13 protein-coding genes, 2 tRNA genes and 1 pseudogene are annotated in these 14,018 nt (G+C 66.0%); 3 read left to right on the top strand and 13 right to left on the bottom strand.

What is annotated here, in order from left to right; genetic code table 11:
* Positions 1–302: 302 nt before the first annotated feature.
* From LK434_RS01960 to LK434_RS01930, 7 genes are all read right to left on the bottom strand, one after another.
* A tRNA-Gly gene (locus tag LK434_RS01960) sits at positions 303–376 on the bottom strand.
* A 6-nt stretch (positions 377–382) separates the two neighbouring features.
* Positions 383–459 (bottom strand) — tRNA-Pro (locus LK434_RS01955).
* A 237-nt stretch (positions 460–696) separates the two neighbouring features.
* Complete coding sequence (locus LK434_RS01950; RefSeq protein ID WP_006721552.1) at positions 697–1,797, bottom strand: sulfate/molybdate ABC transporter ATP-binding protein; 1,101 nt, start codon at positions 1,795–1,797, stop codon at positions 697–699.
* Between the two features lie 7 nt (positions 1,798–1,804).
* Positions 1,805–3,526, bottom strand: coding sequence for a molybdate ABC transporter permease subunit (gene modB / locus LK434_RS01945; protein WP_006721553.1), 1,722 nt, complete (start codon positions 3,524–3,526; stop codon positions 1,805–1,807).
* Between the two features lie 3 nt (positions 3,527–3,529).
* On the bottom strand, positions 3,530–4,429 hold the full coding sequence (gene modA / locus LK434_RS01940) for a molybdate ABC transporter substrate-binding protein (protein WP_006721554.1): 900 nt from the start codon (positions 4,427–4,429) through the stop codon (positions 3,530–3,532).
* A gap of 126 nt (positions 4,430–4,555) precedes the next feature.
* Positions 4,556–5,062 carry a MogA/MoaB family molybdenum cofactor biosynthesis protein gene (locus tag LK434_RS01935; RefSeq protein ID WP_006721556.1) on the bottom strand — a complete coding sequence of 169 codons (507 nt, stop codon included), beginning with the start codon at positions 5,060–5,062 and terminating at the stop codon, positions 4,556–4,558.
* A 183-nt stretch (positions 5,063–5,245) separates the two neighbouring features.
* Positions 5,246–6,526: a molybdopterin molybdotransferase MoeA gene (locus LK434_RS01930; protein WP_227917798.1), complete on the bottom strand. Its 1,281-nt coding sequence runs from the start codon at positions 6,524–6,526 to the stop codon at positions 5,246–5,248.
* Positions 6,527–6,809: 283 nt separating this feature from the next.
* On the opposite strand from LK434_RS01930, the gene LK434_RS01925 reads away from it, so the two are divergent.
* The 3 genes from LK434_RS01925 to LK434_RS01915 all read left to right on the top strand — a co-directional run bounded on the left by LK434_RS01925 (position 6,810) and on the right by LK434_RS01915 (position 9,726).
* Positions 6,810–8,183 (top strand): chloride channel protein, encoded by a 1,374-nt coding sequence (locus LK434_RS01925; RefSeq protein WP_006721560.1) that lies wholly within the window; start codon positions 6,810–6,812, stop codon positions 8,181–8,183.
* The gene (locus tag LK434_RS01920) at positions 8,184–9,203 is read left to right on the top strand and encodes a diacylglycerol/lipid kinase family protein (RefSeq protein ID WP_006721561.1); all 1,020 of its coding nucleotides are present in this window, start codon (positions 8,184–8,186) and stop codon (positions 9,201–9,203) included.
* Positions 9,204–9,462: 259 nt separating this feature from the next.
* A complete protein-coding gene (locus tag LK434_RS01915; protein ID WP_006721562.1) occupies positions 9,463–9,726 on the top strand; it encodes a hypothetical protein in 264 nt (87 codons plus the stop codon).
* Between the two features lie 28 nt (positions 9,727–9,754).
* On the opposite strand, the pseudogene LK434_RS01910 reads toward LK434_RS01915, so the two are convergent.
* The 6 genes and pseudogenes from LK434_RS01910 to LK434_RS01885 all read right to left on the bottom strand — a co-directional run.
* A pseudogene (locus LK434_RS01910) lies at positions 9,755–10,063 on the bottom strand (peptide chain release factor-like protein); the annotation flags it as partial.
* A gap of 73 nt (positions 10,064–10,136) precedes the next feature.
* Positions 10,137–10,328, bottom strand: a complete 192-nt coding sequence (locus LK434_RS01905; protein ID WP_148334624.1) for a hypothetical protein — start codon at positions 10,326–10,328, stop codon at positions 10,137–10,139.
* A 363-nt stretch (positions 10,329–10,691) separates the two neighbouring features.
* Positions 10,692–11,270: a xanthine phosphoribosyltransferase gene (locus LK434_RS01900; RefSeq protein WP_040361354.1), complete on the bottom strand. Its 579-nt coding sequence runs from the start codon at positions 11,268–11,270 to the stop codon at positions 10,692–10,694.
* A 55-nt stretch (positions 11,271–11,325) separates the two neighbouring features.
* Positions 11,326–12,297 carry an alpha/beta fold hydrolase gene (locus LK434_RS01895; RefSeq protein ID WP_006721568.1) on the bottom strand — a complete coding sequence of 324 codons (972 nt, stop codon included), beginning with the start codon at positions 12,295–12,297 and terminating at the stop codon, positions 11,326–11,328.
* 179 nt (positions 12,298–12,476) lie between these two features.
* Positions 12,477–13,010 carry a nitroreductase family protein gene (locus LK434_RS01890; protein WP_006721569.1) on the bottom strand — a complete coding sequence of 178 codons (534 nt, stop codon included), beginning with the start codon at positions 13,008–13,010 and terminating at the stop codon, positions 12,477–12,479.
* A 78-nt stretch (positions 13,011–13,088) separates the two neighbouring features.
* Entirely contained in the window at positions 13,089–14,012 is a 924-nt protein-coding gene (locus LK434_RS01885; RefSeq protein ID WP_006721570.1) for a TIGR02452 family protein, read from the bottom strand.
* Positions 14,013–14,018 lie beyond the last annotated feature (6 nt).

The following is a 14,018-nucleotide window of genomic DNA, read 5'->3' as shown; positions in this document are numbered from 1 at the left end:
GACACGTTAATTCAGAAATCATGGAGAAATCCGTATCCCGTTTCGTATCCCGAGTAACGAAATGCGAAAACAGGCCAGTGGCATATATGCTCTGACCTGCGGTTTTACTGGACCGGGCGACGGGAGTCGCCGCGTGCTGTCGCACGCTCATTCCGCTGCGGCGCTCGCGCGCCTTGCGTGCTTCGCTGGAACATGCTTTCGCATGTCCTCAGCTCCGCACCCGTAACCGGGTTCGACTCTCGTCGCCTCTTAATAGGAAAAGAGGCCGCTACCTCGCATGGTACCGGCCTCCTATCATATTCTGGAGCGGGCGACGGGAGTCGAACCCGCCTCATCAGCTTGGAAGGCTGAGGTTCTACCGATGAACTACGCCCGCGTTATGTGGTCGGGACGACAGGATTCGAACCTGCGACATCCTGCTCCCAAAGCAGGCGCGCTACCAGACTGCGCCACGTCCCGAAGGCTCGGGCAGCCGGGTTCGAATGCCCGTGCATCCCAAGGCGCTAGCGATTATAGAGGAATCGCTCTTTTGTAGCAAATGACCAGCTCGGGGCTGTGATTTGAAAAGTACCCGATGAGCGCACCGCCCGCAGCCCCGAGCTCCCCGCCGATTGTCATCTGCTCGCAGGCATGGCAATCAATCGAATTCATCCTGCCCATTTGGCTTGAACTCACCTGTCTGTGCTCACAGGCATCCTACCTGCTCACCAGCAAGATCTTGCTCGCGTCGAAATGCAGTCGCAGCGTCTCGCCCTCACGGGGAAGCTCGTCTCGCGAAACGTCAACCATATCCACCTTCCACTGAATCCTGCTGCGCGCATCCCCCAAGGGCGGATCGAGCAGGACCAGGCGCTCGAACCTCGAGTCGCTCACCCGCGCAACGCGCACGTCGAAGCTGTTGCGGCCGCGCTCGCCAACACGGCGCTCGTGGTCGCGATGGATGTGCCGAGCGCGCACACCCACATAGGCGACGTCGCTCGGGACCTCCCTGCCCACGTCGAACGTCATGCCCCAGTCCAGCGCCTCGACCTCGGTGGCAGAGACCCTGCGCGCCCGAGAGGTGTTCTTGCAGCCCGTCAGCCGCATGCCCGCAAGGGTCTGCGGACGCGCCAGGAGCTCATGCGCCGTCCCGCTCTCCTCGATGCGACCGTTGTGCATCACGCAAATGCGGTCGCACAGCCGGCACGCCTCGTCGATGTCGTGGCTCACATACAAGACGTTGCGGTCGATGACCGAGAACACGTCGAGCAGGGTCTGCTCCAAAGCGCTTTTGAGATAGGAATCCAACGCCGAGAAGGGCTCATCGAACATGAGGATTTGGGGGCCCGCCGCCAGCATGCGGGCGAGCGCCACGCGCTGCTGCTGGCCGCCCGACATCTGTGCCGGGTAGCGCTCCGCAAGCTCGGCCACGCCGAAGATCTGCAAAAAGGAGCGGGCGCGGCGGCGCGCGTCATGCGCCGGGCCGCGCATACCCCAGCCGCTCTGGACGTCGCGCATGCCGGCGCACACGTTCTCCTCGGCGGTCATATGCAGGAACAGCTGGTAATTCTGGAAGAGCAGGGCGCAGGCGCGCTCCTGCGGGGAGAGGTTCACGCCCGCGCACGAGTCGAAAAACGTGATGCCGTCCACCACGATGCGCCCCTCATCTGGGGTCTCCACGCCCGCGATGCAACGCAGCGTGAGGCTCTTGCCGCACCCTGAGGCGCCCAGCAGCGCCACACGCTCAGAACCCGCCTGGAGCTGCACGTCCAGTTCGAAATCGTCGTAGCGCTTGCGAATATCCACGTCGAGTGACACGGCCCGCTCACCCCTTCCGCGCTTGCCGGTCGCTGCTCACGAGCAGCGCGCGCAGCTTGTCCTGGTCGATGCGAATCGCATCGCCCCCCGCCGCATCGATCTCGTCGCGGGACCCGGAGGCCCCGCGCCCCTTGCGCGCAGCGCCACGGCGAAGCAGGCCGCCGCGCGCATGCGCCACGGAACTGGTGCCCGACGCGGACCCCCTGCGGTACCGTTGCTGGCGCGCGGTGCAGACGTTGATGCCCACAACCACCGCGAGGCTGAACAAGATCACCACGACAACCCAAAAGAGCGCCACGTCCGTGTTGCCGCCCATCCACTCAAAGTAAATGGCTATGGGGATGGTCTGCGTCACGCCCGCGTAATTGCCCGCGAAAAACAGGGTGCATCCGAACTCGCCCATGGCGCGGGCGAACGCGAGCACCGCGCCGGCCGCAATGGAGGGCCAAGCGAGCGGCAGCATGATAAACCGGAAGATCCGCCACTCGGACCACCCCAGCGTGCGAGCGGCGTCGAGCATGCGCGCATCGAGCGCCTCAAAGGCGCCGAGCGCCGTGCGGTACACGAGCGGAAAGCTCACCACAACGGCGGCGATCACCGCCGCGGGCCACGAGAACACGATCTCGATGCCGTGATCGATGAGCCAACGACCCACCGCGCTCGATTGGCCAAAGAGCACGAGCAGCAAAAAGCCGCACACCGTGGGAGGCAGCACCATGGGGATGGTGAACACGGAATCGAGCAGGCCCTTGAGCCGGCTCGTGGTGCCCATCACGCGCCATGCGGCGAGCAATCCCAGCACACCGGAGATGCCGAGCGCGAACAGCCCTGTCTTAAGGGAAACCCACAAGGGCCGGTAGTCGACGCCGGAGAAAAACGCCCCCAGGCGGTCGAGCGCGGAGGGCGCGGGCGGGTTCGCGACCTGCGCCGCGTCGACGACGCGCCCGCTGTCGACCCACTGCACGACGGCGCTCAGGTCGAGACCGGACGCCTCCACCGCCTCCTGCGTCAGCTCGCCCTCGGGCGCCGAGGCGGGCGTGACGGTCACGTAGCGATTGCCCTGATCGTCTTGGGCATTGAAGCGATAGCGGTACGTGCCGTCGTCGAAGGTGTCCCCCGTCCAAAAGAGGGGAACCGGCGCCGCCTGCTCGAGCGACGGCATACCGGCACTCGCTTGCTCGTCCAACGCCAGGACAAGCGACCACAGCGCCATCTGGCCGTCCACGTTGCCGGCGAACTGCGCCTCGTCCATTCCCGCAGCGCGGGCATCCACATGCACGAGCGTGCGCTTCGACGTTGCCACCACCACGAGGCTCGCATCGCGCTGGATGGGCACGCGATATCCCAACGGCATGCCCTCCCCGGCGCGCTGGGTGCCCTTGGCCACGCGCTCGAACGCGCCCACGCCAAAGGAGACCCCCTCGATGCGCGCGGCGTCACCCAAGACGATCTCGACGTCAGCGGGCGTATATCGCCAACCCTCGTACGTAGACCCGAGTGACGTCGAGCCGCCCACAGGGACGGTCGCCTCGTCAGCGGAGGAGGATGTCGCCGGGACATCCGAGGATCCCGATGAAGGGGCATTCGCCGCATCCGACGAACTCGCCGCACTCACCCCGCTCGCCGGACCCGTCGCATTCGTCGTATCCGTCCCGTTCGCCCATGCGAGAGCCGGCGCGCACGCGAGGCACACCGCGACCCAGCAGGCGACCAGCAACCGTCGCGCCATGGCCTAGCCCATCAGCTCAAAGCCGTAGCGGGCCCAGATCTTCTGCGCCTCTGGATCATCCATGCAAAACGCGAGGAACTCCTCCGCGGCCTCCTTCTCCTGGGAAGACGCGGAAACCGCACCCGGGTACACGATGGGCTTATGCGAGCTCTCCGGACATACGAGCACCTGCTCGATGCCGTCGTAGCGGAAGATGTCCGAACTGTATACAAAACCGATGGCCGCGTCCCCCGTGCGCACGTACGCCGCAGCGGTGCCCACCTTGTCAGCCAGCGCCACGCGATCGGCGAGCACGGGCGCGTATTCGCCATCGTCACCGGCGGCGCCCGTGTAAAGCCCCACGGAATTCAGCGCCTGGTTAGCGTACTTGCCCGCGGGCACGGTGACGGCGTCGCCAATGGCGATCTTGCCGTCGACGTTCGCCACGTCCTCCAGGGAGCCCACCTGGATGTTCGATCCCTCAGCGCGCACGATCACCAGGTCGTTGGCGAACATGTCCAACCTCGTCGACGCGTCGACGAGCTCGGCCTGGGTGGCGGTGTCCATCGTGCCGGTCGAGGCGGTGATGAGCACATCCGCCGGAGCGCCCGCGCGCATCTGCTCGATGAGGTCGCCCGACGCCTTGAACTGCGTGTCCGCAAACGTGACGCCGGTCCGCTCGGTATAGAGCGCCTGGACCTCCGGCAGTGCCTTCTCAAGCGAGTTGGCGGCGAATATCTGGAGCTCGACCGAATCGCCGGCGGTGGCACCCGAGCCCGGGGCGACCGCGTCCCCGCCGCCCCCGCAGCCAGCGAGGACCCCCGCCATGAGCGGCGATACGCCCAGGGCGATAACCGAGCGGCGCGTCAGCGCACACGCGGGTGTCGAGGCGGCCGCGGACGCGCCGTGCTGAGTCGTCTTCATGTGGGCTCCCCCCGTTCATATGGAGACGGACGCGCCTTCCGGCACGCCCGCCCGAGTCGTCTCTATTATATTTGCAGAAGAATAATACTCAAACGAGAATAATATGGCTCCCCACGCCACAGCGCGTCAATGGCCTCCCCCACGTGACATCTGCATGGCGTGCTCGAGCTGGTCGGCAATGGCGTCCCAGCATTCGCGCGCCGCCTTGGTCGATCCGGGGAAGTTGATCACCAGCGCGAGCTTGCCCATGGGCAGGCCATCCTCGCCGCGCACCGCGCGCTGCATGCACCGGGCGCGCGAGAGCATGGCGCGCCTCGTCTTGGCGAGCGAGTACGCACGGATCGCCTCGGCGATGCCCGGCACGTCGCGCTCGCACACGGCCGCCGTCGCCTCGGGCGTCACATCGCGCGGCGAAAGGCCGGTGCCCCCGCAGGTGAGCACGATGTCGACGCCCCGCTCGTCGGTGGCGGCGCGGATGGCGAGGGAGATCTCGCGCGTGTCGTCCGGCACGACGACGCGCGAGCAGACCGACCAGCCGGCCCCCTCGATGAGCGAGGTGAGCGCGGCGCCGGCCTCATCCTCGGCAAGGCCGCGCGTGTCCGAACAGGTGACGATGGCAAATGAAATATCCATACCGGGTTCCTCTCATGTTGGTTGGGCAGCCTCGCGACATGCGCATGGGGACAACCACTCATCGCATGCCGCCCTGCGCGCCCAAGGAGCCATGCCGGGGACGGGTATCGCGCGCCTTCGCCCATGCGCCCCGCATCGCCGGACGCGCGATGCGCCACGGCGGCCCGCGCCCTCTTTGGCATGTTACAGGACGGTGCCCTCGGGCAGGTCGTAGCGAAGCACGGACACCTCGTCGCCCGCTTGGGCACCGCCCTCGCCGTCGGGCATCACGAGCAGGCAGTTGCCGCGATGCAGGTCGACGAGCATCGCGGAGTTCTGCGTAGGCGCCTGGGTGACCTCGAGCTCACCCGTCTGCGCATCGCGCTCCACGCGGGCACGGTTGTAAAACCGACGCGCTTGGCGCTTTTTGACGTCGTGCGTGACGCGCGCGGTCTGCACGGGGCGGAAGAGCTCGCTATGGCCGAGCATCTTGCGAATCGCCGGGCGCACGAACAGCTCGAACCCAATGAACGCGCCGGCGGGATTGCCCGAGAGCCCAAAGAAGGGCGTGCCGTCGAGCATGCCGAACGTGACGGCCTTGCCGGGGCGCATGGAGATACGGTCGAACAGGACCTCGCCCTCGCGCTGCACGAGGGCCGTCACGTAGTCGTAGTCGCCCGCAGAGGCACCGCCCGAGGTCACCACGACGTCGCATTCACGGGCGGCGCGGCGAACGAGCTCGCAGATTCGGTCCTCATCGTCGGGCGCGATGCCGTACAGCGTCGGCTCGGCGCCCGCGTCGCACGCGGACGCCATGAGGGCCGGCGCGTTCACGTCGCGAATCTGGCCGCGCGCGGGCACGACGGAGCCGTCCACGAGCTCCGTGCCCAGCGAGATGATGCCCACGCGCGGCGCCCGATGCACCGCCACGGTGTGCGCCCCGGCGTTCGCGAGCAGGCCGGCGCCGGCGGGCGTAACGACCTCGCCCGCCCGCATGACCACATCGCCGCGACGCGCCTCGAGCCCCGCCTCGCGAATATTCTCGCCCACGCATGCGGGCTTGCGAAACGCCACGTGGGAGCCCTCATTCCCATCCCCGTCGAGCACCTCGACGATCTCGTACTTGACCACGGCGTCGATGCCCTCCGGCACAGGGGCGCCGGTCATGATGCGCACCGTTTGGCCCTCCCCGACCGAGCCCTCGAACACATGGCCCGCGGCCTCGTGCCCAACGACCTCGAGGACCACGGGATGCCCATCGTCGGCCTCCGCAAGATCGCGCGCGTGCACCGCGTACCCGTCCATGGCGCTATTGGCAAACGGGGCGAGATCGATGTCGGTCGCCACGTCCCGCGCCAACGGGCGCCCAACCGCGCGCCAAGACACGACCTCCTCGACGGGCGTCTCGGCCACATGGCCCATGATGATATCGAGCGCCTCCTCGACCAAGATCATGTGCGCGTCGGGATTGTTGTTCTGAGCCATGGAGCATCCCCTCTCGATGTGGTTGCCGCTGTCGCCCTGAACTCTAGACGCTCGCCACGCGGTCGACGGCGCAGTCGATGCACGCGACCGCATGGAAGCGTGCGAGCCAAAGGACAGTCGGCAGAATATATTCTCATGCGAGAATAGTGTACGCCCCCACGGCACGCCCACCCTGCAAGAAAATGACGGCGCCCAGGCGAGCCCCATGGGATGCGCGGGCGGGCATGCGACCGGGAGCGTATACTGGTATCTATTTGAATTCACGATTGGATGAGGAGGCCCTATGCCCAAGCAGGTGATCGAATCGGCGCGCGAGGGGCTGCGGCGAGAGTCCCGGGAGCTCGCCATCGACGCCCGGCGCGATATGGGCAACGCCCGCGCGAGCCTTCGCGTATTCGCGTTGAGCGTAGTGATCGCCGCGCTCATGGGCGCCGCTGGGTGGGCCTTCCTCGCGGCACTGCGCTTGGCGACCGGCGTACGCGAAGCCCACCTATGGCTGTTCCTGCTGCTGCCGGCGGTCAACATGGCGACCGCATGGCTGTACCGCAACCACGGCCTGCGGGCGCAGCGCGGCAACAACCTCGTGATCGACAGCACCATCACCGGCACGCCCATCCACAAGCGCATGGCGCTCCTCACCTTCGCATGCTCGACCGCCACCCATCTGGCGGGCGGCTCGGCAGGCCGCGAGGGCGCGGCGGTGCAGATGGGAGGCACCATCGCCAGCAACGTCGCCAGCTTGTTCCACGTCGAGGGCCACGACCGGCGCGACCTCATGATGGCGGGCATCTCGGCGGCATTTGGCGCCGCGTTCGGCACGCCGCTCGCCGGGGCGTTCTTTGGCATGGAGATGTGCTTTATCGGCAAGCTCGACTACAGCGCTGCCCTGTACTGCCTCACCGGGTCCTTCGTGGGCAATGCCGTGAGTCGGGCGCTCGGCAGTCCGTTCGCCTTCGAGCAGATCGCCGCCGTGCCCGCCATGAGCCCGTTGACCCTCGCCGTCGTTCTGGCGGCGGCGGTGGCATTCGGCCTCACGGCCCAGCTCTTCACCTTCTGCATCCGCACGGTCAAGCGACTCTACGCGCGGTTCTTCACGAATTACCTGGTCGCCGCCGCCATGGGCGGACTCTTGCTGGCCGTCCTGTTCCTCGGCTGCGGCCTGCACGCATACGGCGGCCTTTCCGAATGGCTCGTGCCCGCCGCGTTTACCGGCAAGACCACCCTGGCGGACCCGCTGGCAAAGCTGGGGATGACCGCGCTCACGGTGGGCGCGGGCCTCCAGGGTGGCGAAGTCACGCCGCTCTTTGGCATAGGGGCGTCACTCGGCGGCTGGATAGGCGCAACGATGCTCGGCGACCCGAGCTTTATGGCGGCCCTCGGCATGCTCGGCGTGTTCGGCGCGGCCCTCAACGTGCCGGTCACCACCATCATGCTCGGCATCGACATGTTTGGCGCCAGCGCCAGCGCGTACTTCGTCATCGTCACGTTCGTGAGCTACCTCGTTGCGGGTCACCAGGCGGTGTACCCCGCGCAGCGCATCGTGACGCCCAAGCGGCGCAGCCTCAAGGGCGATGCCGAGCTGAGCGTGGAGCACGCGCTCGAGCAACGGCGCGCCGAAATCGCCAAGATGGTCGACGCGAACGAGGAGGACTGCTAAATGGCCCAGCCGAACCTTTCCGCCCTGGGGCGGGCGCTCATCATCGTGAACCCGGCGGCGCAAAGCGGGGCCGCAGCTGCGGCGGCTGACCGGTTGCAGCGCTTTTTGACCCTGTACTGCCATCGCGACACGTTCGAGGTCGCTCGCACCGAGCGCCCGCGCCATGCCATCGAGCTCGCGGCCGCGGCGGGCGCGTACGACACCGTGCTCGCGCTGGGCGGCGACGGCGTGGTGCATGAGGTGGCAAACGGACTCATGCGCATCGAGAGGGGCTCGCGGCCCACGCTCGGCGTGGTGCCCGTGGGATCGGGCAACGACTTTGCGCGCACGCTCGGGCTCACCGACGTCGCCAACGTGCGCGGCACCGATTTTTCCGCGTTGTTCAGCTGCCACCCCACCCCGATCGACCTCATGCGCATCGACTGGGAGAGCGGCGCGGCCGATCCCCGACCCGATGCCGTCGCCGCGGGCACGCCCGTGCGACGCGGCACCACCTACGCCGTCGAGACGTTCTCCATGGGGCTGGATGCCGCCATCGGCCTGGGCACGCACGACCTGCGCAAGATCACCGGCCTCACCGGGGCGGCGCTCTACACCGCGAGCGGCATGCGGGCGTTCGGACGCGACTACCGCTGCTTCGACTCGTTCGTGTCTTTTGACGGAAAGCGGGCCGAGCACCTGCGCACCATCACGTTCGCCGTGCAAAACGGCCCCACGTACGGATCGGGCTTTCGCATCTGCCCCGATGCGAACCCCGCCGATGGGCTGCTCGACGTCTGCTATGCCCAAGGGCCGGCACCGCGCGCGATCGCGCTGCCGGTGTTCCTCTCCGCCAAGAATGGCGGGCACGTGGGCAACAGGCGCATCCACATGCAGAGGGTCCGGAGCGCCTCCTTCACGTTTGCCGAGGCGGGCTACCCCATCCAGGTGGACGGCGAGCGCCTCGAGGCCACGCGCCTCGTCATCGAGGTGGTGCCCGCGGCCCTCACGGTCCTCAAGCCGATGGGAGCGGGACGCTAACGCACAGGACGGGGGCCTAACGCCTCGCGCAAACCCGCGATTGTCCAACTATCCGAAGGCGCCAATCCGTCCGGACACAACACGGGATGTGCCCTACCGCATCACCTTGTTGAGCAGCTCATCGTAGGTGGCATCAGTCGCCTGCACGTGACACTCAAAGTCGCTGAACTTGAATTCCATGAGAGAGCCTATCTGGCGTTAAAGCCCGTTGGGTACAATGTTCCTATTGAGACGAAGAGGAAAACGGAGGTCGAAGCGTATGTGGAACTACGCCGAGTTTCCCGATGGAACGTGCATTGCATATTCGGATCTCCAAGACGATGGAACCATCAGGATCGCCGTTGAACGCCCCCGGGATGGCGGGTTCGACACGGCACGGTGCCTCATACCCGCATACCGCTGGGCGAACGTAGACGGCTTTACGGATAACGAGCTTGCCGACCTCAAAGAGTTCCTTCGTGACAACGCCCCTCTCATCTTCGAGCTTTCCGAGGCCCCGTACGATGAGAGGCTGACCGCGTAATGCCGCAGGTTTTCACCTTTGGTCGCCCTCACTCCTCCGCTCCAGGGCGCCTCCTGCATGCCTTCACTTGAGCGCGATGACGCTTGTTCGCCAAACGACGCGCCTTGGCGGCCTTACTCGGCTTGGTCGGCTTTCGCTGCTTGGGCGGCCTCGCCCGACGCTCCAGCTCCGCCTTCAACTTGCGCAGGCAACTTGCGCGATTCTGGAACTGACTGCGGCTCTCGCGCGCGGTCACCACGATGCCGCTCGGCACATGACGCATGCGAACCGCCGAATCGGTCGTGTTCACGCCCTGGCCACCAGGGCCCGACGCGCGAAACACCTGCACTTCGCATTCGCGCGCAAGCTCCTCGGCCGTCAGAGATGCCCACACCGCGTAGTCGCGATGTCCCATATTGGAAACGTCCATGCTACTCACCGTACCGCGCCAGAATCGCCCCACGGCGCTCTTGCAAAAACTCCCGCATAAACGGAATGGAGAACGTAACGTATCCGGGCGCCGTCTGCTCGATCACCTGGCGAGCTATGAGCTGGCGCCGATACGGGCTCAAATAGCCCGTCGTCTTACCCAAGCGCTCGGCAATTGCAGACATGGCAACCACATCGCGCTCCTCGCTCATCGCCAAGCTTTTTGAAACGTACCCCGTTTGGCATCTGCATAAGATGCATAAAATCCATAAGACGCATAAGACGCATAAAGTCCATAAGACGCATAAGCACGAGCACCCCGCGCAATGATGCACGAAGCGCACATTCACTCAACGAGGACGAGGCCTTCGAGAGGGCTCTTTGGATGCGCGTCCTCCATCTCGATCGAAAGACGTCTTGGCACATCCGATCTGAGCCGACATGTTTCGAGACAGAGAAAACCACCCAGCTAAACGGCCCCAGTCAAACGATCCAAGTTAAACGATCCGAGCCAAACGGTTCCAGCCTTGCATAGGCGACCGTGTACGCGCATCTGTTTACGCGAACGCGATCTCGCCCGTCTCGTCGTCCATCGCGGCGATGCGCGCGAGGCTCTCCACGCGGAAACCCCGCTCGCGCAAACGATCGCCGCCGCCCTGATGCACCTTCTCGATGGCGATACCGATGCCCGCGACCTCGGCCCCGGCCTGACGGCACAGCTCGATCAGGCCTTCGAGCGCGCAGCCGTTCGCAAGGAAGTCGTCGATGATGAGCACACGGTCGCCCTTGTTCAAAAAGCGCGCACCCACGATGACCGGGTATTCCTTCTGCTTGGTGTAGGAATAGATGGTGGTTGCGTACTGCTCGCCGTCCAAGTTGATGGACTGCGCCTTTTTGGCAAACACAACCGGCACGCCGCCAAAATGACGCGCCGCCACGCACGCGATCCCAATGCCGCTCGCCTCGATGGTCAAGATCTTGGTGATCGCCTCGCCCGAGAACAGGCGCGCCCACTCGGCACCCATATGGTCGAACAGCTCGACGTCGCACTGGTGATTCAAAAACGCATCGACCTTGAGCACGTTCCCCGCTTTGACCACGCCGTCGCGCGCAATGCGCTCCTCAAGCTCCCTCATGCACATCCTCCCGTAATCCGCAGATTTGGCAGCAGGATACCACGAGGGGTCGGCCCTACAGGCCCTGACGCTCCAGCCAAGCGAGGACGTCGCAGTGGACCTCACCCCTGACGGGATCGTTCAAAATCTCATGACGCATGCCCGGATACAGCTTTTCGCTCACGCGCTCAACACCGGCCTTGCGGTACATCTCGGCAGCGCGGTGCACGCCGGCGCCGCACTCGCCGACCGGGTCCTGATCACCCGCGATGAAGAGCAGCGGCAAGGCATGCGGCACCTTGCGGGCCAAACGCGGATCGGTCGCGTCGGACACAAGACTCGCAAGCGTATGATAGGCGCCGACCGTAAAGGGCTGCCCGCACAAGGGGTCGCGCTGATACTCGGCAACGACCTCCGGATCGGTTGCCAGCCAGTCGACATCGGTCTTGGCGTCCCTGATGGCCTTGGCGTATGAGCCCGCACCCAAACCGTCCACCAGTTCACTCACGTAACGCTCGCCATGCCGTTTTGCGAGGGCGCTCGTGAGGGCCTTGCCCGCGCTCGACAACGCGCGCGCCTGATGCCCCGTTCCGCACAGGATGGCCGCGCGGACGCCGAATGCATGGCGCGTGAGGAACACGCGCGTGATAAAACTGCCCATGGAGTGACCGAAAATGACATAGGGTATGCCGCTCACGCGCATGTCGCATTGGGTGGACAGGCGCTCGAGGGCGATCTCGTGCAACGCCTGCACGTCGGCGACGAGCACGTCCTCCCCCGCCTCAAGCGGCATGTGGCCCAGGTCGGAGGCGCTAGCGGCGGTCTTACCGTGACCGATATGGTCGTTGGCGCACACGGCGAAGCCCTGCTCGCATAAAAAAGCGGCAAATTCGGCGTAGCGCTCGACGTGCTCGGACATCCCATGGACGATCTGCACCAACCCACGCGGCGCCTCACCGCCGGAGGCAACCTCGTCGGGCTCCCACATGAGGGCGTGGACCGTGGAGGCGGCATCGCGGCTTTCGTAGGTGAGGGTGGTCGTCTTCATGGTCCTGGCTCCCGGTGCTTCGGTTGGGGATACGGCGCGCCCGTTTGCGCGCAACACCCACCTTGTACCCCGACGGCACTGCCCGCTAACACTACCGCCCTCCCCCGTTGAGCTGGGAGAGGGCGGCAAGCAGGACGGCACATGGCGCGATGCGCATGCGGCACGGAAGCGGCACGCGCCTACACCGTGAGGCGGAACTCGCTCATGGGAATCGTCCGGGCCTCGCGCGCCTCCGGGTCGGCGATGCGATCGGCCGCATAGCCCACCGTCAACATGTGCACCGGGTACAGATCCGACGGCAAGCCGAGCTCATCGATGGCGACGCGCGGGTCAAAATGACATACCCAGCAGGTGGAAAGGCCCAGGTCCTCCGCCTGCATCATCATCTGGTCGACCACGATGCTCGAGTCGATATCGCCCGAGTTCATCTGGTCGTACGAGCGAAGCCACGCGGCGCCCATCTTATCGCACACCACCAGCACGAGCGGCGCGCCGAACACGCTGCCTTTCTTGGCAAAATGATGAGCCGCCGTCGCGGCCTTCTCGCGCAGGCGCGGCGTGTCGCACACCAACACCCGCGTTGGGTGCTTGTTGCACGCGGACGGGGCGATGCGGCCCGCCTCGAGAATGGCGGCGAGCTTTTCGGCCTCGACCGGACGGTCCTCATAGGCTCGGCAGGAATACCGTGCGCGAGCAAGCTCTGCATACGACATGAATAAGCCTCCTTGATCACATGGCGCACCCATCGGCGCGCCGCGGGTGCGTGGAACCGCGACGACCGCGCAGACGCGTTACAGGTACTTGCGCCAGTCGTCCTCATCCTCATCGTTTTGCGCGGCGGCAGCGGCCTCGCGCTCAGCCGCGGCGGCCCGCTCGGCGGCGACCTGCGCAAAGCTCACGGGATTCTTGTCGGGAAACGCGGCGAAGGCGTGCTCGAACTGAGCGAGGTTGTCGTTGAAGCGGTCGCGCGGAACGGCAAAGACCACCTGCTCGACGCCGTGCGCGCCGGCCGCCAGCTCCTCGCGGAACAACTCGGCGACCACATCGGCCTCCCAGCCGAACACGCCGCAGCCCCATGCGCCCAAAACGACCTTCTTATGCCCGAGCGCGTCCACCACGTCGAGCGCAAAGCGGATTCGCTCGCGCATGGCGCGCACGAGCACCTCGTCCTTGACGTGGTACTCCTGGCGGGAGCGACGGGCGTTGGGCGCCGCGACCACCAGGACGTCGGCGTACGCGTGGAGCTTCTCGCGGGTAAAGCGCACCTTGGGAACCACCAGGCCGCGGTTGCGGTACAGCTCGCAGTTTATGTTGCGTCGGCGATTCTCGCCGTACCAGTCCCCCTGCTTTTCGAGCACGTTGTAGAGGAACGACTCGGCGCACAGAGCCTCCTCCTGCGCCCAGGCGCCGCGGATGTACCCGCCGCCCGGGTTCACAAAGGACGCAAAGTCCAGTACGGCGAGGTCGCAGAACTCCGCACGACCTCGCCCCGTCTCGAGGATGGCGGCCACGGCGTCCGCCGCCATCACCGTCACCTCGGGCACGCAGCCCTCGACCTCCGACCTCACCGGCGCCTCGACGCGGCGCACGCCGGCAAGGCTCCGCTCGATCTCCCTGCCATAGCGCGACGCCATCTGCTCGGTGTGGCGCTTCGCCTCGTTGGCGCGCGCGAGCTTGCGCGGGTTGGAGCGCTGACCCGACCTTCCTTCTGCCATGGATAT

Source organism: Collinsella stercoris DSM 13279 (assembly GCF_020735465.1).
GTDB classification, from domain to species: domain Bacteria; phylum Actinomycetota; class Coriobacteriia; order Coriobacteriales; family Coriobacteriaceae; genus Collinsella; species Collinsella stercoris.
Note: the sequence above shows the minus strand (reverse complement) of the source record. Positions and strands in the feature narration are given on the sequence as shown.